The organism is Proteiniclasticum ruminis DSM 24773, assembly GCF_000701905.1.
In the GTDB taxonomy this organism is placed as follows: Bacteria; Bacillota; Clostridia; order Clostridiales; family Clostridiaceae; genus Proteiniclasticum; species Proteiniclasticum ruminis.
The window spans coordinates 121,074-142,267 of record NZ_KL370832.1; the positions used below are offsets into that span (position 1 = coordinate 121,074).

Genomic DNA, 21,194 nt, shown 5'->3' on the forward strand with positions numbered 1-21,194 from the left:
TTTTCATGAAACCATGGAAAAAAGACGAAGAACTGGGAAGAGTGCGGGATATTCCACAAAAGTGCCGGATTCTTCATTGTTAATGGTTTACATGGAAAATATAATAAAGGTATCACAAATTCAGGAGGGAATTATGAAGAAGAAAATCAGCTTACTGCTTATCGCCATGTTGTCCCTTACTTCATTGGCTGCATGTGGAGAAAAAGCCGATGCCGAAACACCACAAGAAGGTGGCGGAAGCGTCGTGGTCTACTCCCCGCACAACGCAGAAGAAATCAACCCCATCATCAATGAATTTACAGAAAGAACAGGCATCCGTGTGGATGTAGTAGCCGCAGGCACAGGAGAACTCCTAAAGAGAGTAGAGGCAGAAAGCGCCAATCCTCTGGGAGACGTTATGTGGGGAGGCGGAGCAGAGTCTCTGGATTCCTTTAAAGAATACTTTGCAAGCTACACCATCGAAGACGATGCGAAGATTCCAGATCTATTCAAAGATCCGGACAGACTCTGGTACGGCTTCAGTGCTCTGCCCATGGTCATCATCTACAACAACAAACTGGTTTCTGCGGAAGAAGCCCCTAAATCCTGGGAAGATCTGACCGATCCAAAGTGGAAGGGCAAGATCGCTTTTGCAGACCCTGCAAAATCCGGTTCCTCCTACACCATCATGGCCACCATGCTGGAAGCCTTCAAAAATGACGGCGAAGACGGATGGAAAACCATGAAGGCTTTCATTGAGAACCTGGACAACAAGATCCTGGGAAGCTCCTCAGGCACCTACAAGGGTGTATCCGATGGAGAGTACGCTGTGGGTCTTACCCTGGAAAAAGCAGCATCCAGATACATCATCGCAGGCAGCGATATGACCATCGTTTATCCTGAAGAAGGAACCTCTGCTGCACCAGACGGTATTGCACTCATCAAGGGCGCAAAGAACGAAGAAAACGCTAAGAAGTTTATCGAGTTCACGTTCTCCAAGGAAGTGCAGGACCTGGCAGCCAAGGATTTCAGCTGGAGATCCACCCGAACTGATGCCAACAACCCAGAAGGTCTGGGATCCATTGATGACATCAAGCTTCTGGACTACGACTTCAAGTTCGCTGCAGAAAACAAGGATGCGCTGCTTGAAAAGTGGAAGAACATCGTCACAGGACAGGAATAAAAGGAAATAGAAAAGAATAGGGCAATGCACATTGCCCTTTCTTTTATTTAGGAGGAAAAATGAGCTACGCTGTACATTTTAAAGAAATCGATAAATACTATGGAGACTTCCATGCGGTGAAAAATGCAAACTTCACCGTGAAAGAAGGAGAGTTCTTCACGCTTCTGGGCCCCTCAGGATGCGGCAAGACTACGCTTCTTCGAATGATCGCTGGATTCAACTCCATCGAAGGAGGCACCATCTCCTTCGGAGACAAAGTCATCAACAAGATCCCCGCTCATAAAAGAAACATCGGCATGGTGTTCCAGAACTACGCCATCTTCCCCCATATGACTGTTTTCAACAACGTGGCCTATGGCCTGAAGGCAAGAAACATCGGGAAGAAGGAAGCAGAAGAAAGAGTGCTGAAAGCCCTGCGTCTTGTACGGATGGAAGAGTACAAAGACAGAGAGCCCTCCAAGCTTTCTGGAGGCCAGCAGCAAAGAATTGCCCTGGCAAGAGCCATCGTTATCGAGCCGGATGTGCTCCTCATGGATGAGCCTTTAAGCAACCTGGATGCCAAGCTTCGTCTGGAGATGAGAACCATCATCAAGAAGCTCCAAAGAGAGCTGGGCATCACCACAATCTATGTGACCCATGACCAGGAAGAGGCTTTGGCTATTTCTGACCGTATCGCGGTCATGAAGCTGGGCGTCATCCAGCAGATCGATGTGCCGGAAAACATCTACAAGAGTCCAGCCAACGCCTTTGTGGCAGGCTTCATCGGCACCAGCAATTTCCTGAAAGGCGAAGCTGTGAAGGAAAATGGAAAAGTCTATCTTCATACCCATGGCGCAAAGCTTTCCTACGACAGAGACCTCGCCTACGAAGGTCCTGTGACCTTGTCACTTCGTCCTGAAGAAGGCGTTCTCACAAAGAACCTGGGAGAAGAGGGGCTTCGCGGCACCATCACCTTATCCACCTTCCTGGGAGACTTCATGAATTATGAGATTACCCTCACCGATGGCACCATCATGGAAGTCAATGAATACACCAAAGACGGGAAAACCCTCCGGGAGATTGGAGAGGAAGTGGTGGTGAAAGCCGACGCGTCAGTTCTGAAGGTCTACAACGAGGAAGGGCAGGTGATGTAGCAATGGCGAAAAAATCACCAGTGAAGAAAAGTTTTGACTTTTCAAACAGCCTGAACTTCTGGAACTTTGTATCCGTGGGAAGTTTTATACTGCTTCTCATCTTCCTCATCTATCCTTTCTCCTCACTGTTTTTGGAGAGTTTTCAGGGAAAAGACGGCGCGTTCACATTAAAGACCTACGTGAACTTCTTTAAACTGCCTTATTACTTCAACACCCTAAAAAACAGCTTTATTGTATGTACACTCGCAACCATTTTCTCCGTTCTGGTGGGACTGCCCATGGCGTACATCACCAACCGGTTCCATATTGTCGGGAAAAAGTTCATCAACCTCATGGTGATTCTGTCCCTTCTGTCACCACCCTTTATCGGGGCTTATGCCTGGATCATTCTCCTGGGGAGAAATGGTGTGCTGACAAACTTTTTTGCAGGACTTGGCATCACTTTGCCTACCATTTATGGACTGGGCGGCATCATATTTGTTTTTACGTTAAAGTTTTTCCCTTATGTGTATCTGTACGCATCAGGCGCCCTCACAAGCATCGACGCTTCTTTAGAGGAAGCGGGAGAGAACCTTGGCATGTCCTCGTTTAAGAGAATCATGACCATCACCTTTCCTCTGATCCTCCCCACCATCACCTCCTCCGCTCTACTGGTCTTCATGACGTCCCTTGCGGATTTTGGTACACCCATGCTCATCGGTGAAGGCTTCAAGACCCTGCCGGTCATTGTCTATGACGAGTTCATGAGTGAACTGGGTGGAAATGCGGCCATGGCCAGCACCTTAAGCGTCATCATCGTGCTCTTTTCTTTATCTGTGCTCTACATCCAGAAGAAAGTGGTGGAGAAGAGAAGCTATATGATGAGCTCTCTAAGACCACCAGAAGTGAAGGAGCTGCCAAGAGGAAAGAAGATTCTGGCGACCCTCTTCCTGTATACCGTGGTGCTTCTTGCCATGGCGCAGCAGATCGTTGTCATCATCACGTCCTTCATGAAGACCCAGGGGCCCATTTTCCTCAAGGAATTCAGTCTGGACAACTATACGCTTGTTCTGAACCGTCTGTCACTGAACATCCGGAACACCTTCAGCTATGCAGTGATTGCCCTAGCGGTGATGATCATCCTGGGAATCCTGCTTGCGTACATCATCGTACGAAGAAGATCGAAGTTCAATAATTTCCTGGATACACTCATCATGTTCCCTTATGTCATTCCAGGTGCAGTTCTTGGTATCACGCTTCTTGTGGCCTTCAACAGAAAGCCAGTGGTGTTAAGTGGAACAGCAGCCATCATCATCATTGCCTACATCATCCGAAAGCTGCCTTATACCGTGAGGTCCTCCGCTTCCATTTTGTATCAGATCGATCCAAGCATAGAGGAAGCCTCCATCAACCTTGGCGTCTCGCCCATGAAGACTTTCTTCAAGGTCACAGCGGTGATGATGGCCCCAGGGGTGTTCTCCGGAGCAATCCTTTCTTGGATCACCACCATCAATGAATTGAGCTCCACGGTGATCCTTTATACCGGAAGAACCTCCACCATCGCCGTGGCAGTGTATACAGAAGTGGTCCGGGCAAGTTTTGGAACTGCAGGCGCACTGGCGTCGATTCTGACCCTCACCACCATCATTTCCATTCTGGTCTTCAACAAGGTGTCCGGAGGCAGAAGTATTTCTCTATAAAGGCAGAAGATTTTGCGCTCAGACAGACAGGAGGAAAAGAGTATGATACAGTTTGGCACCGGAGGCTGGAGAGACATCATCGGCGACGGTTTCATCAAAGACAACATTGTGCTGGTGGCTCAGGCCCTGGCAAAGCTTATGAAGGAAGAAAAAGTGGACAGCCATGGCATTGTCATAGGCTATGACAAGCGTTTTTTAAGTGACAAAGCCAGCCGCTGGATTGCGGAAGTATTTGCAGGCAACGGCATTGCCGTGAATTTCATCGAAAAAGTCAGCCCAACACCCCTTATCATGTATACGGTGAAATCCTTCGCCTGCGACTATGGCCTGGCGGTGACGGCCAGCCACAATCCAGCAGACTACAATGGCATCAAAATATTCACCAAAGGCGGAAAAGATGCGGACCTGTCCGTAACAAAGAAGCTGGAGGAGATCCTCAAAGGTCTTTCCAGAGAAGAGGTGAAGACCATGAAGTTCCAGGAAGGGAAAGACAAAGGCGTCATCCGAAGTGTCAGTCCCTTCAATGACTATGTGGATGCCATCATCTCCATGCTGGACAAGGAAGCCATCCGGAACCGGGAACTGAAGGTGCTGGTGGACCCCATGTACGGCGTATCCAAAGCAGCTCTTCAGACGGTGCTCATCACCGTGCGCTGCGAGGTGGACGTCATCAATGACCGCCATGACACAAGCTTTGGCGGCCGGATGCCATCTCCCACCAAGGAAACCTTGGGAAAACTCCGGGATATGGTGAAAGCCGGAAACTATGACATCGGCATTGGCACCGATGGCGATGCGGACCGGCTGGGCATCATCGACGAAGAAGGAAACTATGTGACGAGCAATGACATCATGGCGCTTCTCTATTACTATCTTCTGAACTACAAAGGCATGAAAGGCCCTGTGGTGAGAAACCTCTCCACCACGCACCTTCTGGATAGAATCGCCGAAGACTTTGGAGAGACTTGCTATGAAGTGCCTGTGGGATTTAAGTATATTTCTGGTAAAATGCTGGAGACCGATGCCATCATTGGCGGAGAAAGCAGCGGGGGCCTCACCATCAAAGGACACATCAAAGGAAAAGACGGCATCTTTGCCGCCGCACTTCTTGTGGAGATGATCAGCGTCACGGGAAAGAGAATCCATGAGATGCTGAAAGACCTGCAGGAAAAGTACGGCGCTTTCCATATGCATGAGGAGAACCTGGCACTCACAGAAGAGGAGGAAAGCTCCTTGAAAAGAAGGCTCTTTGAAGAGAAAGAAGTGCCTCATCTTTCAGAAGCAGTGAAAACCGTCAGCTATAAAGATGGACTGAAGCTCTATTTTGAAAATGGAGGCTGGTTGGTGGCGAGATTCTCCGGCACAGAAAAGCTCTTGAGAATCTTCACGGAAATGGCGACCCTCAGGGAAGCGAAGCAGATCGCAACAGAATTCATGGGCCATTTTGGCATAGACGGATAGAGTAGAAGGCATCGAGCGGATCGATGCCTTTCTTTAAAGGAAAAGAAGAAAAGAAGAAAAGAAGAGAAGTAAGTAATAAGGAGTGACGAGAAAGATGCATAAAACCCTGATTTTCATGGCCGCAGGCATGGGAAAGCGTTTTGGCGGCAACAAGCAGCTGGCGGAACTGGGACCCTTGGGCCAGAGCCTCATGGAGTATACTGCCTATGACGCAGTGCGCCTTGGCGTAGACAAGCTGGTCTTTGTCCTTCGGAAGGATATGGAAGAGGCCTTCATGGACACGTTAGGAAAAAGGCTCGAAGGAAAAGTGCCCTTTGATCTGGTGTTTCAGAAAGAGGAGGATCTCCCCCTGGAGAAGCCTCTGCACGTAAAAAGAGAAAAACCCTGGGGCACCGGTCAGTGCCTCTATGCTGCAAGACACGCCATAGAGGAGGGATTTCTTATCCTGAACGCAGATGATTTTTATGGTAGGTCTGTCCTTTCAGATCTCATGAAGGCGCTGGAAGAAGGAGAGACTCTGGCCATTCCAGGCTACCGCGTGATAAACACCCTTTCTGAAGAAGGGGCGGTGTCAAGAGGAGTCTTAGAGGTCAGTGAGACAGGCCATGTGGTATCCATAAAGGAACGGGAGAGGATTTATCTCGAAGAGGGGCATCTTTACTACGAAGAAGATGGAGTGCACCCCATGACGGGAGAAGAGCTGGTGTCCATGAATATTTGGGCGGGGAAAAAGAGTATACTGCGTCATCTGCCAGAAGTATTCCATCAGTTCTTAGAAACCCCGGGAAGAGATCTCAGGAAAGAGGAGTTTTATCTGCCGGTGGCCATGGAAGCGCTTCTGAAAAAGGAGAAGGTTTCCTTGAAGGTGCTGCCCGTCTCAGAAGAGTGGATGGGTGTCACTTATCAGGAAGACCGGAACCGGGTCATGGCAAGGCTGAAGGATCTTACAGAGTCCGGCGTATATCCAAGAGTACTCTTCTAGGAAGGATCCGTGGAAAAGGCCAGCTGTATCCCGTATAATGAGAGAGTATGAATACTCTACAAGACCATTTTTGGGGGAAGAACTGTTTATGAAATCAATAAAAAGCTCGTTTTTTGCAAAGCTCTTTCTCAATGTGTTTCTGGTGGCCATGATTCCGCTGCTCCTCATCACAGCAGTGCTCTATGGTTTTTCAGAAAGGATCTTTCGAAGCGGCATTGAGGAGGAGTCTCTGGCTTATGTGGAAGAAGTGGAAAAGGATGTGGTGGGTCTCTACAGCTTCTATGAAGAAGCGGTGCTGAGACTGTCGAAGGATCCTCTGGTGCTGGAGATTCTTACAAAGCAGACTGTCACCCTAGAGGAGACCCGGGATCTTTATGAGAAAATGTATCTTCTTTTTTCTGGAAGAACCAATGAAGTATCCCTCTATATCCTGGGCAATAATGGTGTAACGCTTTTTGCTTCGGACACTTTGCCCAAGCACTATGACACCAAAAACTATCCAGGCTGGGGCGTCCTCCGAAAGGTCAGCGAATTGCCTGGAGAAGTGGTGTTTCACAGCGCCAACCAGAGAGAGCGGGATCTTCATGATAAAAGCATCACTGCCGCAATGGGCATCACCGTGGAGGAGACCTTAAAAGGGGTCATTCTGGTGGATGTGCACCGGGAAGCTTTTTCTGAAATCCTTCAGGGAAAAGCCCAGGGGAATATCTGGGAAGCAGCCATCATCAATGAGATCGGCAACGTGATTTATGCGAAGAACAGCCTTTTGGAAGAAGGTCGGCCTTTAGAAAGAGACCAGGGCCATAGCTTCTACGACAGAAGAGGCTCTTTTTCCGCACAGAAAGAGGGTACAGACTTTCACGGCGCTTATCTTAAAAGTGCGTCCTATCCCTTCGAAGTGCTGGCTTACGCCTCTTTGAGCGATGTGGAGAGCAATGCCAGGTATCTTCTCAAAAACCTCCTCTATATCGGTATTCTGACCCTTCTCATCTCTCTTCTGGCGTCCTACAGGATCTCTAAGTCCGTATCAAAACCGGTGAAGGATCTGGTGCACCATATGAAGAAGATTGAGAAAGGGGACTTCTCTGAACGGTTCGAGACCAGGAGAACCGACGAGATGGGGGAACTCATGGAGCGGTACAATAAGATGGCCAAACGGCTGGATCTTCTTATAAGGAATATGATCGAAAGCCGGGACCGGCTGAAAAAATCTGAAATGAAGATGCTTCAGTCCCAAATCAATCCTCATTTTCTCTACAACACCTTGGACACTATCAAGTGGATGGCGAAGATGGGAGAGTCGGAGGAAGTGGTGACCCTTATCACAAACCTTGCGAAGCTTCTCCGCATCTCCTTGGAGGACGCAGAAGAGTTTCAGACCGTGGAGATGAACTTAAGCTGGCTGAAAAGCTATCTGGAGATCCAGAAAGCCAGGTACGATGATGATCTCATCTATGAGATCCATGTGGAGGAGTCCCTCTATGAGCGTAAAATCCCCAAACTTCTTCTGCAGCCCATTGTAGAGAACGCCATTCTTCATGGGCTGGATGGCAAAGGAAAGATTGTAGTGAGGGGATATGAGGAAGAGGACCGCATTGTCTTTGAAGTGGAAGATGATGGGAAAGGCATCGAGGAAACCCAAAGAAAGAAGCTTCTTTCAGAGCATCTTGGAGAAGGTATTGGGCTACTCAATGTACATAAAAGAATTGAGCTCTATTATGGGAAAGGCTATGGCCTTGAAATCAGGAGTATCGTGAACCGGGGCACCAGGGTGCGCATGGTTCTTGGGGAAGGAGGAGTCTAAATGATCCGTGTGGTAGTAGTGGAAGACGAGAAAATGATCCGAAAAGGCATCATCATGACCACGGACTGGCAGTCTTACGGATGCCAGGTGGTGGGAGAAGCGCAGAGCGGGGAAGAAGGACTTTCCGTCATCCGGGAGAAAAAGCCCCACCTGGTGCTCACTGACATCCGGATGAAGGGGATGACGGGCATAGAGATGATTGAAGAACTGAAAGGGGAGGACTCCATCCAGTTCATCATTCTCTCTGGCTACTCTGATTTTGAATACGCCAGAAGCGCACTTCGTCTGGGGGTGACAGATTATCTTCTGAAGCCCTTTCAGGATGAGGAGCTGACCAAAGCGCTGAAGCATGCAGTTGAAAAAATCCACAGCAGAGAAAAGGAAGTGGAGGAGGATTTCTCCTTCTTTCAGGAGTATCAGAAGGACAAACGGGAAGAGAGCAATCCTTATTTAGTGAAGTCCATTCAGTATCTGGAGGAAAACTATATGAAGGATGTGAGCTGCCAGAAGGTGGCGGAGGAGATCGGCATCAGCGAAAGCTATCTTGGAAAGCTCTTCCGGAAAGAAACGGGGTACACCTTCGTGGATTATCTCACTTTAACCAGGATGAAAAAAGCGGTGCTTCTTCTTCGGAAGGATCCGCTGAAAATATATGAACTGGCTTATCTAGTAGGCTACAATGATGCCCATTATTTCAGCAATCTATTCAAAAAAATCACAGGGAAAAGTCCCAGTGCCTATAAGCGGGAACTTTCCATAGAACAGCAGCATCAAGGAGGAGAACATGAAGGAAATTAAAAACATCATTTTTGATCTGGGGAATGTCCTCATAGAATTTGATCCTTTAAAGTGGCTCACAAAGAGCTATGATAGTTTTGATACGGTGGAGACGCTTTATAAAGAGGTGTTTCAGAGCGAGGAGTGGAAGCTTCTGGATCGGGGCAGCATCACGGACAAAGAAGCCTATGAGAGAATCTCCAGAAGGCTTCCAGGCATGGAGAAAGAAGTGGAGCGGATCCTGTTTTATTGGGAGAGCTTTCTTATTGAGGAGATGACCCAGTCCACAGCTATCTTAAGAAAACTGAAGGATCTGGGATACGGCATTTATGCATTATCCAACTATCCGGAGAGAGGATTTATCAATACCGAGGCCTTCTATCCCTTCTTTGATCTTTTTGACGGCAAAGTGGTGAGCTACGCCTATGGAGAAATGAAACCGGACAAAAAGATTTATGAGATTCTTCTGGAGAAATACAGCTTGAAAGCGGAGGAGTGCGTCTTTATCGATGACACCTTGGCTAATGTGGAAGCTGCTAGAGCCTTAGGCATGAAAGCGGTACATTTTTTCCACAGCAATCATCTTATGGATCTCTATCTTCAGCTGAAGGACCAGTGCGTAAAGTAATAATGTAACGGCCATTTGGGAAAGAATGGTGGCAAGCGAAAAAACAAAATAGGGCCTAAGAAAAGCATCCCCAGAGGGAAGAGATGAAACATCCTTCTTGGGTTTTTACATTCCCCAGAGAAGAAAGCTTTGACAGGAAAAGTCTATGTAGCAGTTTACTGAAATTTTATGAGTGGAACCTTTAGAAGTACAATGGACCAGAAATACCGTTCTAGAGCCTGAAGGCTCTGATAGGCTCTGATACAGCTGATTTCTATGATGTCAGGATAATTCTGATTTGTAAAACTGGAGCTGGATGGTATATTATGCCCTGGGATTTTCACCATGGAGAAGATCTGTGAGGTAAAAGCTCCAGAAATAACATTGTCTTTGTGGACTCGACCCCTGAAGAAGATGTTTTTGATGGGGTGTTCATCGATTTTGTGAAATACACGAAAAAGGTCCTGGATCAGATTCTCGCCTCAGGTCATGAGAAGATCAGGTTCATAGGAAAGCAGACAGCGTTTTAGGGGGCTCATCCCCCCGACTATAGAGTCTAGGGGGATTCTCGCTAATTAGGTTAAAAAACAGGACCGCGGCGTTATTTATAGCAAAGGTAGCCCATGATTTGGACCTCAAGATTCCCACAGAAATGGTGATCAGTGAAAGCACATCGAAAAGATAAATAGAATCAATAAGGGCTGTCTTCTTTGCGTTTTAAGGAGACAGCGCTTTTATTTTTCCTGAACCCTTGATAAATACTTTCAGAATCCAGTAAGATTAGGATATTGTGATATTGTGAAAAAATCAGTAAAAGGAGGAATCGTATTGAAGGCAGAAAATGAAGTTTTAGACAGGGTGCTGCTGGAAAATGAAAGCTATCAGTTACAGGTGATCCCCCGTCTGGGGGGGAAAGTGAGTTCTATACAGCGGAAGAGGGACGGCTTCCAGTTTCTGTTCCAGCCAAAAGCTGCCTATGAGCATCCAAAGATTTATGATGATTTTTCAAAATTTCAGCCTTCGGGTATCGATGACTGTTTTCCGAACATTGATGGGGAATCTATCGTCTTTCGCGGAAAAGAAAGGAACTACCCGGATCATGGAGAGGTGTGGAGTTCATCCTTAGGCTGGGACCACTCTTCCCCTGACAGAATCGTAATGGAGTTTGAAAGCACCGTTTTTCACTACAGATACAGAAAAGAGATCCAACTCTCTGAACACTCCATCACATTGAGCTATGAGATCACCAATACCGGAGAAGATGTTTTCCCGTGTTTTTACACCTTTCATGGACTTTTCCGTATGGAACATGACATGAAAATCTTCTATCCCCAAGGAACAGAAAAGATTCTTAATGTGATGGATCATATGATTCTTGGAAAAGCAGGAGAAGAACACAGCTTCCCTTTGAGTGCTGACCATGACTTCAGACTCCTTCCAAGAGAAGCGGAACCTTATATGATGAAGTATTATGTGGGAAATGTGCTGGAGGAAGGAAGCTGCGGCTTTGACTATCCAAGCCAGGAGGCGTCGGTGCGCTTTGAGTACGATGCGAAAAAGCTGCCCTATCTTGGTTTGTGGATGACCCAGGGAGGATATCAAGGAGACCGTAACATCGCATTGGAACCCAGTTCAGGATTCTATGATTCAGTATCTAACGCCATGGACCATGAAAAGTTAAACCTTCTGTCACCGGAAGAGGCATGGAAGTTCCAGATAAAACTGACCCTATCATAAATATGATAGGGCAATTTTTTGCAATAAATGGGCAAAATATGGGAATGAATAATACGTTTACATGGCTTATAATTCAATATATTAGACAGTTCAGTCGAGGGGGTCTCATGGATGACAAACCTTAAATTCTTAGAAATCACAAAATACTTTCCAGGTGTGAAAGCTTTGGACGGAATCAGCTTCGAGGCATCTGGAGGTGAGGTGTTGTCCTTGCTGGGAGAAAATGGTGCGGGAAAATCCACACTGCTGAAAATTCTCAATGGAGATTATCAGCCTACCAGTGGACAGTATTATCTGGATGGAGAAGAGATGAAATTCAAAGATCCGTCCCAAGCCATTGAAGCTGGTGTCAGTATCATCTACCAGGAAAGGCAGATTCTTCTGGACTTGACTGTGGCGGAGAACATATTTTTAGGGAGATTGCCCCAGAATAAACTGGGCATGATCAGCATGAAGAAAGCCAATAAGATGGCACAGAGCATCATCAACGAATTCAGGTTGGATATGAAGCCTACAGATTACGTGAAAGATCTCAGCATTGCCTACCAGCAGATTGTGGAGATCATGAAGGCATACAGCAGAGAAAACCTGAAGGTCATTGCCTTTGATGAGCCCACGGCCAGTCTGACGGATTCAGAAATAGAGAATCTGTTTCATATCATAAAGAAACTGAAGGCAGAAGGGAAGATCATCCTCTATGTATCGCACAGAATGAAAGAAATCCGTGAGATATCAGATCGGGTGGCGATATTCAAGGATGGAACTTATGTTGGCGATTATCCCATCAACGAAATTTCGGATGATGATATGATCACCAAAATGGTGGGCAGAGATCTTGGAGATATCTTCAACAACTTAAAACGGAATGAGGAGTTCGGACAGGTGCTTCTGGAAGTGAAGAATCTGACAACAGAGTATGTGAAAGACATCTCCTTCTCCTTAAGAGAAGGGGAAGTGCTTGGCTTTGCCGGACTGGTAGGAGCAGGAAGAACAGAGACGGTTCGTGGCATCATTGGTGCGGATTACTTAAAAGAAGGAGAAATCTTCCTCAGCGGGAAAAAGATACACAACCGTACCCCAGATCACAGCCGGAAAAACGGCATCGTACTGGTGCCGGAGGACCGAAAATTCCAGGGAATCTTAAGTAACTTCAGCGTTGGGCAGAACATCACCATTTCTTCTATGGAGAAGAATTCTTCAAGGTTCGGCATTCTAAGAAAGAGTGATGAACTGAAAATGAGTCAGGAAGGCATCCGGAACTTTAAAATCAAAACACCAGATGAAACAAAGAAAATCATTGAGCTCAGTGGCGGAAACCAGCAGAAAGCCATTGTGGCAAGGTGGATGGCCACCAATCCCAAGGTGCTGATCTTGGATGAACCCACAAAAGGTATTGATATTGGAGCCAAATCAGAGTTTTATGAAATGATCTGTGCGTTTTCCCGTGCCGGTCTTGGTGTCATTCTGGTCTCCAGTGAGCTGCCTGAAGTCATTGGCCTCTCTCATAGAATCATTGTGATGAAATCCAGAGTGATAGCGGGTGAGCTGAAACGAGAGGAAGCTACAGAAGAGAAAATACTGAAATTGGCAATGTTGGGGGAGAGTTAAGATGGAAAAACTGAAAAAAATCAAACTGCCCATAAGTGGAAGTTTAATTGTATTATTTATTGCACTCATTGGTGTCACTGCGATTTTCTCGTATCAGAACAAGAACTATTTCTCTTATCAGAATCTCATCAATATCCTCACTGCAGCCTCTCTCACAGGACTTGTGGCCATTGGACACACGTACTTGATCATTGCAGGACTCAATGATCTGTCCTCGGGTTCTGTAGCGGCGCTGTCTGGTGTTCTTTCTGCCATTCTCGTGGGAGTGTATGGGTTTTCTTTTGGAAGCGCATTCATCGTGACGGTGATTGCAGCTATGGTTATTGGGGTATTCAATGCCTGGATGGTAAACAGCATCAAGCTGGAGCCTTTCATTGCCACCTTGGTGACCCAGGCGATCATTCGAGGGTTTGCTTACATCCTCAATGAAGGAAAAGCAGTGCCCATCACTAATGAAGCCTTTATCCTCTTTGGAAAATTGAGAATCCTCAGGATTCCTCTCACCGTATGGATTCTCATTGTGGGGTTTGTAATCTTTGGATACATTCTGGCTAAAACCAGGTTCGGAAGATCCATCTATGCCATAGGCGGAAATAAAGATGCCGCAAGACTGGCAGGTCTTCATCCCAAAAGAATTGTACTGGTGTCTTATATGATGATGGGAGCGCTCTGTGCGGTTGGTGGCGTGATTCTTGCGGCCCGTATGAACTCTGGGCAGCCTTCAGCAAGCATCAACCTGGAATTTGACTCCATTACCGCGGTCATCTTAGGCGGCGTATCTTTTTCCGGCGGTGTAGGAAATATGGGAGGTACACTTCTCGGAGTGATTCTCATTCAGGCGTTTAACACCGGACTCACCATGGTTGGTGTCCAGTCCTTCTGGCAGTACGTGGCAAGAGGAGCCCTTCTTCTATTGGCGCTGTGGTTTGACTATATGAGAAAAACCAACAGAGAGAAGAAAATACTTCAGGAAAGCATGAAAAATTTGAAATGATTATCATCGCGTTAAGCGGAATAATAAAAAACTAATGGGGGTAACGATTATGAAAAAAATCCTGACACTGCTACTTAGTGCTACGCTGACCTTAGGTATTCTGGCGGGGTGTTCTGTAGAAGAAACACCCGAGACACCAGGGGGAGAGACGCCTGAAGAAACACCTGGAGGAGAAGAGGATGACAAAGTAGTCATTTACGGCATCTATAAAGCAGGAGACCAGACCTGGTTCATCGACGAAGGAAATGCAGCCAAAGCCAAAGCGGAATCCATGGGGGCTGAGTTTGTCTATGTGGATGCAAAGATGAATCCGGAAGAAGCACTGAAAGCAGTAGACAATGCCATCGCCAATAAAGCGGACGGCATTCTCATCTGTATTCCAGATCAGACCATGTCCCAAGCCGTTGTGGATAAGGCCAATGATGCAGGCATTCCAATCATTGGTGTAGATGATGCACTGGAAGTCAGTGGTGAAAAAATCGCACCATGGGTCGGTATTGATGGTTATGTCATTGGAGAAGCCAATGGAGAATTCATGGCAAACTATGTCATGGAGAACAATATGGTGGATGATCCTGAAGTTGCAGTTATGATCCTTACCATGGATACCGTATCCAGTGTAGTGCCTAGAACAGAAGGTGCTTATGATAAGTTTACTTCTGTTGCTACTGGTTTTGACACTGCAAAGATCTATAAAGCAGATACAGACGGAACCACTGAAAAAGGAAATACTGCAGCCACTGCAATGATCACCGCACACCCTGAAGTGAAGAAGTGGATTGTCATGTCTGGTAATGAAGAAACAGCCATTGGTGCTGTAAGAGCCCTTGAAACAGCAGGTCTTGATGGTGGCTCCGCGGTCATAGGCCTTGGCGGATACCTGGCCAAAGATGAGTGGAATACAAAAGGAGAGGATGTGGCTATTAAAGCTGCAGCATACTTCTCAGCAGACTCCATCGGTGGAGCTTCCGCTGAAATGCTCATCAACCACATCAAGGATGGTGCAGAAATACCAAAATCCACTGCCGTTCCAGCCATTGTTGTAACACCTGAAAACTATAAAGAGGTCATGGGAGCAGCAGCAGAATAGTAGTTATGTGACAGAAAAGGCACTGTGCAAATCATCGCACAGTGCCTTTCTTAAAGCTCTCCCCTGTATTCGCTGGGAGTGATGCCTTCCAGTCTTTTGAAGGTGTTGCAGAAATTGCTTTCGGAAGAAAAACCGCAAAAAAAGCAAATTTCCTTCACCCTGAGGTGAGGCGCGGATCTCAGATAGAATTTGGAAGCGTTGATTCTTGCGCTGAGAATATACTCATAAGGAGTAAATCCGGTTTCAGCTTTAAACAGCCTAGTGAAGTAGTATTTGCTGAGAGAGGCTCTTTTGGAGAGATCATCCACAGTGAGATCCTGAGAAAGGTTTTTGCTGATAAAGCTGAGGATGTCATCAATGAGAGTCTGTTTTTCCGCATGATGGATGTTGTAGACCGCTTCTACATATATTTCCGTTAAGAGGGAGAAGATAGCTTGGGCAAGTTGTGCTTCTGCCAGTCCTTTTTCAGATTCGAATGCTTCATAGATCCGGTGGACGATAGATTCAAAAACATAGGGGTTTTTCACATCAATCACCGGACCGACTTTGGAAAAGATTTCTTCCACATACTTTCTGGAGGACTGTCCATCAAAATGGAGCCAATAGATCTCCATATCACTGCTGCAGGAGTACTGATGTTTTTCGTAACAGTCCACAAGAACAATCTGATCTTTATGAAAAGGGAAGGTTCCTTGAGGTGTTTTCAGTATACCGGACCCGGATTTTGGAATCATCAGTAGAAAGTTGTCAAAATGCTCTCTTACAACAAGATATTCTGTTGTGCAGTAGTAATGGCCAATGCTATTGAGGTAATAAAACATCTCCTGGGCTTTCGTGCTGACTGTGTTGATATAGAATTTTGAGTTTGGAAGAACTCCGTTTTCGATGATTTTCATCCAATACCTCCATGAATTTATTTTGATATATTATTTTTTATTATATGGCTATTTTTGTTGATACACAATACTTAAATAAAATTAATGGTTTAAAATTCAGAGCAATTTTATGCAATAAAACCGCATCTAATAGTAATGTAATTGCTTCGGGTTATTTCTATACTTGAAGTATCACACATAAAGGAGTTTGAAACGATGAGTACCGAAACGAATGCAAAAGTATGGGTGGATAAGATTACCATACCCACCTATCCAGTGGGAAAAGAAGAGAAAAATCCCATCTTCCTGGACCAGAGGGTTTATCAGGGAAGTACGGGGAAAGTCTATCCCTATGCGGTGATAGAATCCATCGCAGATGAGAAAGTGGACCGGGAGTACACGGTGGTGTATCTGGAAAATGAATATCTGAAGGTGATGATTTTACCTGAACTGGGAGGGCGAATTCAAAGAGCCATTGATAAAACCAATGGATATGATTTTCTATACTACAATCAGGTGATCAAGCCTGCTTTGGTGGGGCTTCTTGGGCCGTGGATTTCTGGAGGAATAGAGTTCAACTGGCCTCAGCACCACAGACCAACGACATTCATGCCTGTGGATTATAAGCTGAATACCTACGAGGATGGCAGCGCATCGGTGGTTCTTATGGATCATGACCGGATGTACGGGACAAAAGTGAACACTGAAATCAAGCTGTATAAGGACTACGCATATATTGAGATTGAAGGGCAGCTGTATAATGGTACATCTTTCCCCCAGACTTTCCTCTGGTGGGCGAATCCTGCCATTCCAGCCAATGAGCATACCCAGTCGATTTTTCCACCGGATGTCCATGCGGTAATGGACCATGGGAAACGGGACGTTTCCAGATTCCCCATTGCAACAGGTGAGTACTACAAATATGACTACAGTGAAGGGGTGGACATTTCCTACTTTAAAAATATTCCAGTCCCCACTTCTTATATGGCGGAGAAATCCAAATTTGATTTTATGGGAGGCTATGATCATAAAAAGCGTGCAGGGCTTCTGCATGTTGCGGACCATCAGATCTCCCCAGGAAAGAAGCAGTGGACATGGGGGAACGGAGATTTCGGGCAAGCTTGGGACCGGAATCTCACAGATGAAGACGGCTCCTACATTGAGCTGATGACAGGGGTCTATACGGACAATCAGCCGGACTTTACTTGGCTGAAGCCCTTTGAAAGAAAGAACTTCAAGCAGTATTTCATGCCCTATAAAGAGCTTGGCGCTGTGAAAAATGCCTCCACGGAGGTTGCGCTCAATATTCTTTTTCGGGAAGGAGAAGCTGAGATTCTTCTTTATGGAATGAAGGAAATAGAAAAGGCGGTTTTGGAAGTCTTTGTGGGATCCAAGCTGGCAGAAAAAAAGGTGCTGTCTCTTTCCCCTAGAGAAATCAGAAGAGAAGTCTTTCCTTTGGCTTATGAAAGCAAGGAAGAAGTTGAGATCTTTGTGAAAAATGAAGACGGAGAGGTTCTTCTATCTTACAAAGAATATGAGCAAGGAGACATTGAGATTCCGGAGCCTGCGAAAGCCTCCGAAGCACCAGAAAAGATCATGACGCTGGAAGAGCTTTATCTCACAGGACTTCATCTGGAGCAGTACCGTCATGCCACCTTCAAGCCTGAGGATTATTATCTGGAAGGCTTGAAAAGAGATCCCCTGGACAGCAGAATCAATGAAGCCTTTGGTGTTCTTCTCTTTAGAAGAGGAGATTTTGAAAATGCCCGCATTCACCTGAAAAATGCGGTGAAGCGTCTGACCTCTAATAATCCCAATCCTTATCATAGTGAACCGCTGTACCATTTGGGGGTGCTGGAACTATACTATGGGGATGAAGAGGCTGCCTTGGATTATTTCCATAAAGCGGCCTGGTCTTCAGAACAGCAGGAGAGAGCTTATTATTATCTGGCGCTTCTTTACCTGAAGCAGGGAAAGCTAAAGAAGGCACAAGAACACATCGATAAAGCTATTACAAAAAATACACAGAATATCAAAGCTCAGAGCCTTAAGGCTGTCATCATGAGAAAGCTTGGAGATAGAGAGGGTGCAAGAGAGCAAATCTCTTTATGCAGATCACTTGACGCGTTTGATGTCATGGCAAGATTTGAGAACAGTTTGTGGTCTAAAGAAGATATGATGTTTTCAGATGTAAAGATTGAGCCTTGGATTCTTACGGCTTTTGAGTATGGACTATGCGGGTGTTTAGATGAAGCAGTCGCCATTACGAAGCTTCTCAAAGGGCGTCATGTTCTTGCACCTTATTATGAAGCATATTTTGTCGCTCTCATGGGAAGGGAACAAGAAGGGGGTCTTCTTCTTAAAGATGCTAAGGAATACTTTGTGGAAGGGTATTTCCCCAACCGTCTGGAAGATCAGATTGTTCTGGAGTGGGCGGTGGCAAAGGAACCGCAAGAGGATAAGGCAAGGCATCTTTTGGGGACACTCTATTATGACAAGAAGCAGTATGATAAGGCTTACCAGCTTTGGGTGGAGAGTTTAGCTATTCAGGAAGAGTTTCCGACGGTTCACAGAAATCTCTCGTTGCTCTATTTCAACCAAAGAAAAGAGAAAGATCTGGCGCTGAAGCATCTGGAAAGAGCGTTCCAGCTGGACGCTTCTGATGCAAGAGTGCTCTTTGAGCTGGATCAGCTGTATAAGAAGTTGAACAGGTCACCGGAGGAGCGGTATTCTTATCTGAACCAGCATCTGGAAACGGTCTATCTGAGAGATGATCTTCTGGTGGAATATATTACCCTTCTTAATATGCGGGGAGAACCGCAGAGAGCACTGGAGATTCTTAGTAAGCATCAGTTCCATCCTTGGGAAGGCGGAGAAGGAAAGGTTACGGGACAGTATAAAGCCTCCTTGCTTCTTCTGGCCCAGAAGGAGCTTTGCAGTAGCAAAATGGAGGAAGCTTCGGAACTTCTAAAAAGAGCGCTGGTTTATCCAGAGAATCTGGGGGAAGGTAAGCTTGATGGAAGTAAAGATAATGATATATATTACTACCTTGGTCTTTGTGCTGAGGGCTTTGATGAAAATGCAAGTAAGGTGTACTTTGAAAAAGCGACCTTAGGAGCAGATCATCCAGCTGGGGTTCTGTACTACAACGACCAACCAGCCCATATGATTCTTTTCCAGGGGTTGGCCCTTGAAAAGCTGGGCAGACTGAAGGAGGCGAGAAAGAAGTACTTCAAACTTCTAGATTATGCAGAGAGACATCATAAGGATGAGGTGTCCATTGACTTCTTCGCGGTATCACTGCCTGATTTTCTGGTTTTCGAAGAAGACTGGACAAAAAGAAACAGGATTCACTGTACGTATCTGAAGGGGTTGGCTTACATCGGCTTTAAACAGGATTCGTTGGCGGAGGAGGCCTTGGAAGAGGTTCTCGCACTGCAGGAAAATCATGCAGATGCGGTTCTGATGAAAAACCTGATCGTAGCGCACAAATAAAATATCTGAAGGAAACAGACCTCACAAAGAAGTCTGTTTCCTTCTTTTTCTGCAGAAAAAAAACACCAGGTTTCCTGTAATGCATTACAGGCAATGTGCAGGAAATGAAAGTGATAAATTCAATTTATGCAGGATTCCATTCATGGATAAATAGTGCTTTTTGCATAAATTATTGAACAACATCATGTTTAGTGTTTGAAGTTTATATGAGATCAGTGACAAAATGAATTTTACGAAAATAAAATATGCAATTTTCTCAGATTTTTTGAAAATTTGTATTGACTCTAAGTAGCGGAAGTATTAAGATTCTTTTATAGAAAAAAATACATTTGTTCACAGGGGGAATATAGAATGAAAAAGATATGGTCTTTCGTATCCATCATGCTTCTTGGTATCCTGGTTCTTGCAGGATGCGGTGGTGGCACCACTGTAAAAATGGCCACCGGAGGAAACACAGGAACCTATTATGCCTATGGAACGGCCTTGGGGCAGATTCTGGGAGACAAAGCGGACCTTCGCTTCAACATCCAGAGCACCGGAGCTTCCAAAGCGAATATTCAGCTCATTGATGCAAAAGAAGTGGACATGGCCATCGTTCAGAATGATGTCATGGACTATGCCTACAATGGTACAGATCTCTTTGAAGCCGATGGTGCGGTTACAAGCTTCTCTGCCATGGCTGGACTCTATGCAGAAGTGGTGCAGATCATCGCAAGACCAGGTTCTGGTATTGAATCCATAGCAGACCTCAAAGGGAAGAATGTCTCTGTTGGAGACGCAGGAAGCGGCGTGGAGTTCAATGCAAAACAGATCCTGGACGCCTATGGCATCAGCTTCGATGACATCAGCAAACAGAACTTGGGATTTGCAGCTTCTGCGGATGCTTACAAAGATGGAAAGATTGACGCTTTCTTTGCCACAGCAGGCGCACCTACCACAGCCATCATGGATCTCGTATCCAGCCAGGAAATTCTGGTACTGGGCGTAGATGAGGACAAAGCATCTGATCTTATGACAAAGCATCCTTTCTACACCACCTATGTGATTCCAGGGGGAACCTACACAGGCGTGGATGAGGACGTGACCACTCTGGCCGTAAAAGCCACCTTCATCGTTTCCAATGAGCTCTCTGAAGATGTGGTCTACAACATGACCAAAGCACTCTTTGAAAGCAAAGACGCCATCAGCGAAGCGCATCAGAAAGGGGCGGAACTGGATCTTAGCTATGCGGTGGAAGGCATCTCCATTCCATTCCATAAAGGTGCAGAGAAATACTTCAAGGAAGCAGGCGTTCTGAAGTAAATGAAACGAAGACTTTTACCTATCCTTCTGGGTCTGCTGCTTCTCATGATTTGGAGCAGCAGACTCCTTACGGGGGAGAAGACTTTTCTGCTGAAAGACGCGGACACTGGAAAGGTGTTTCTCCAGATGCCGGTGAAAGAAGGAGAAATCTTCTCTATCACTTTTGTGCATTCTGTCAACAAGAGTCCTGTCACCGACGAGTTTCTTGTGAAGGCGAAGGGGTTCTCTTCCTACAGAACCTTATTCACAAGCTTTGGTGCAGGTATGGAGAGCGGTACAGAAGAAGGACAGGTTTTAACCTATGAAGAAGACGGCACCATGGTGCTGTCAGGTTTTGACAATCATTTTGAGAGCTTTCAGCTCATCGTGGGCACGGTCAGTGACCACATGCTAAAAATCGGCGGGGAAGAAATCAGTTTGCGGGATTTATGCGGAAGAAACACTTCTGTGGAGATCACCATCCGAAACTGACCGGAAAGAAAGAGGGT

Annotated in this window: 17 protein-coding genes; 16 read left to right on the forward strand and 1 reads right to left on the reverse strand. The window is 46.0% G+C overall.

What is annotated here, in order from left to right; all coding sequences use genetic code 11:
- Positions 1–133: 133 nt before the first annotated feature.
- The 13 genes from T487_RS0113755 to T487_RS0113825 all read left to right on the forward strand — a co-directional run bounded on the left by T487_RS0113755 (position 134) and on the right by T487_RS0113825 (position 15,034).
- Positions 134–1,162 (forward strand): ABC transporter substrate-binding protein, encoded by a 1,029-nt coding sequence (locus T487_RS0113755; RefSeq protein ID WP_031577712.1) that lies wholly within the window; start codon positions 134–136, stop codon positions 1,160–1,162.
- A 59-nt stretch (positions 1,163–1,221) separates the two neighbouring features.
- The gene (locus T487_RS0113760; RefSeq protein ID WP_031577714.1) at positions 1,222–2,295 is read left to right on the forward strand and encodes an ABC transporter ATP-binding protein; all 1,074 of its coding nucleotides are present in this window, start codon (positions 1,222–1,224) and stop codon (positions 2,293–2,295) included.
- A gap of 2 nt (positions 2,296–2,297) precedes the next feature.
- Entirely contained in the window at positions 2,298–3,974 is a 1,677-nt protein-coding gene (locus tag T487_RS0113765; RefSeq protein WP_051651740.1) for an ABC transporter permease, read from the forward strand.
- A 42-nt stretch (positions 3,975–4,016) separates the two neighbouring features.
- Positions 4,017–5,435: a phosphoglucomutase/phosphomannomutase family protein gene (locus T487_RS0113770; protein ID WP_031577716.1), complete on the forward strand. Its 1,419-nt coding sequence runs from the start codon at positions 4,017–4,019 to the stop codon at positions 5,433–5,435.
- Between the two features lie 94 nt (positions 5,436–5,529).
- Positions 5,530–6,417, forward strand: coding sequence for a nucleotidyltransferase family protein (locus T487_RS0113775; RefSeq protein ID WP_031577718.1), 888 nt, complete (start codon positions 5,530–5,532; stop codon positions 6,415–6,417).
- A gap of 37 nt (positions 6,418–6,454) precedes the next feature.
- A complete protein-coding gene (locus T487_RS0113780) occupies positions 6,455–8,221 on the forward strand; it encodes a sensor histidine kinase (protein WP_031577719.1) in 1,767 nt (588 codons plus the stop codon).
- On the forward strand, positions 8,222–9,019 hold the full coding sequence (locus T487_RS0113785) for a response regulator transcription factor (RefSeq protein ID WP_031577720.1): 798 nt from the start codon (positions 8,222–8,224) through the stop codon (positions 9,017–9,019).
- Entirely contained in the window at positions 9,006–9,626 is a 621-nt protein-coding gene (locus tag T487_RS0113790) for an HAD family hydrolase (RefSeq protein ID WP_031577722.1), read from the forward strand. The genes T487_RS0113785 and T487_RS0113790 overlap by 14 nt, the downstream gene beginning before the upstream one ends.
- 371 nt (positions 9,627–9,997) lie before the next feature.
- Entirely contained in the window at positions 9,998–10,135 is a 138-nt protein-coding gene (locus tag T487_RS16520; protein ID WP_155953277.1) for a hypothetical protein, read from the forward strand.
- 298 nt (positions 10,136–10,433) lie between these two features.
- Complete coding sequence (locus tag T487_RS0113805; protein WP_031577723.1) at positions 10,434–11,342, forward strand: aldose epimerase family protein; 909 nt, start codon at positions 10,434–10,436, stop codon at positions 11,340–11,342.
- 111 nt (positions 11,343–11,453) lie between these two features.
- Entirely contained in the window at positions 11,454–12,950 is a 1,497-nt protein-coding gene (locus tag T487_RS0113815; protein WP_031577724.1) for a sugar ABC transporter ATP-binding protein, read from the forward strand.
- Position 12,951: 1 nt separating this feature from the next.
- The gene (locus T487_RS0113820) at positions 12,952–13,944 is read left to right on the forward strand and encodes an ABC transporter permease (protein ID WP_031577726.1); all 993 of its coding nucleotides are present in this window, start codon (positions 12,952–12,954) and stop codon (positions 13,942–13,944) included.
- A 49-nt stretch (positions 13,945–13,993) separates the two neighbouring features.
- Positions 13,994–15,034, forward strand: coding sequence for a substrate-binding domain-containing protein (locus T487_RS0113825; RefSeq protein WP_031577727.1), 1,041 nt, complete (start codon positions 13,994–13,996; stop codon positions 15,032–15,034).
- A 50-nt stretch (positions 15,035–15,084) separates the two neighbouring features.
- Here the strand turns inward: T487_RS0113825 and T487_RS0113830 are convergent, their stop codons facing one another.
- On the reverse strand, positions 15,085–15,930 hold the full coding sequence (locus tag T487_RS0113830; protein ID WP_031577728.1) for a helix-turn-helix transcriptional regulator: 846 nt from the start codon (positions 15,928–15,930) through the stop codon (positions 15,085–15,087).
- A 195-nt stretch (positions 15,931–16,125) separates the two neighbouring features.
- Between T487_RS0113830 and T487_RS0113835 the strand changes: the two genes are divergently transcribed.
- From T487_RS0113835 to T487_RS0113845, 3 genes are all read left to right on the forward strand, one after another.
- Positions 16,126–19,404, forward strand: a complete 3,279-nt coding sequence (locus T487_RS0113835; protein WP_031577729.1) for a DUF5107 domain-containing protein — start codon at positions 16,126–16,128, stop codon at positions 19,402–19,404.
- A gap of 351 nt (positions 19,405–19,755) precedes the next feature.
- The gene (locus T487_RS0113840; protein WP_031577730.1) at positions 19,756–20,706 is read left to right on the forward strand and encodes a TAXI family TRAP transporter solute-binding subunit; all 951 of its coding nucleotides are present in this window, start codon (positions 19,756–19,758) and stop codon (positions 20,704–20,706) included.
- Positions 20,707–21,177 (forward strand): DUF1850 domain-containing protein, encoded by a 471-nt coding sequence (locus tag T487_RS0113845; RefSeq protein ID WP_031577731.1) that lies wholly within the window; start codon positions 20,707–20,709, stop codon positions 21,175–21,177.
- Positions 21,178–21,194: the final 17 nt, after the last annotated feature.

Excerpts from the sequence above, each read along its gene's own strand:
- T487_RS0113790 (WP_031577722.1), top strand. The coding sequence starts at position 9,006 with ATGAAGGAAATTAAAAACATCATTTTTGATCTGGGGAATGTCCTCATA.
- T487_RS0113835 (WP_031577729.1), top strand. The coding sequence starts at position 16,126 with ATGAGTACCGAAACGAATGCAAAAGTATGGGTGGATAAGATTACCATA.
- T487_RS0113825 (WP_031577727.1), top strand. The coding sequence starts at position 13,994 with ATGAAAAAAATCCTGACACTGCTACTTAGTGCTACGCTGACCTTAGGT.
- T487_RS0113765 (WP_051651740.1), top strand. The coding sequence starts at position 2,298 with ATGGCGAAAAAATCACCAGTGAAGAAAAGTTTTGACTTTTCAAACAGC.
- T487_RS0113815 (WP_031577724.1), top strand. The coding sequence starts at position 11,454 with ATGACAAACCTTAAATTCTTAGAAATCACAAAATACTTTCCAGGTGTG.
- T487_RS0113760 (WP_031577714.1), top strand. The coding sequence starts at position 1,222 with ATGAGCTACGCTGTACATTTTAAAGAAATCGATAAATACTATGGAGAC.
- T487_RS0113830 (WP_031577728.1), bottom strand. The coding sequence starts at position 15,930 with ATGAAAATCATCGAAAACGGAGTTCTTCCAAACTCAAAATTCTATATC.
- T487_RS0113785 (WP_031577720.1), top strand. The coding sequence starts at position 8,222 with ATGATCCGTGTGGTAGTAGTGGAAGACGAGAAAATGATCCGAAAAGGC.
- T487_RS0113845 (WP_031577731.1), top strand. The coding sequence starts at position 20,707 with ATGAAACGAAGACTTTTACCTATCCTTCTGGGTCTGCTGCTTCTCATG.
- T487_RS0113775 (WP_031577718.1), top strand. The coding sequence starts at position 5,530 with ATGCATAAAACCCTGATTTTCATGGCCGCAGGCATGGGAAAGCGTTTT.
- T487_RS0113770 (WP_031577716.1), top strand. The coding sequence starts at position 4,017 with ATGATACAGTTTGGCACCGGAGGCTGGAGAGACATCATCGGCGACGGT.
- T487_RS0113840 (WP_031577730.1), top strand. The coding sequence starts at position 19,756 with ATGAAAAAGATATGGTCTTTCGTATCCATCATGCTTCTTGGTATCCTG.
- T487_RS0113780 (WP_031577719.1), top strand. The coding sequence starts at position 6,455 with ATGAGAGAGTATGAATACTCTACAAGACCATTTTTGGGGGAAGAACTG.
- T487_RS0113755 (WP_031577712.1), top strand. The coding sequence starts at position 134 with ATGAAGAAGAAAATCAGCTTACTGCTTATCGCCATGTTGTCCCTTACT.
- T487_RS0113820 (WP_031577726.1), top strand. The coding sequence starts at position 12,952 with ATGGAAAAACTGAAAAAAATCAAACTGCCCATAAGTGGAAGTTTAATT.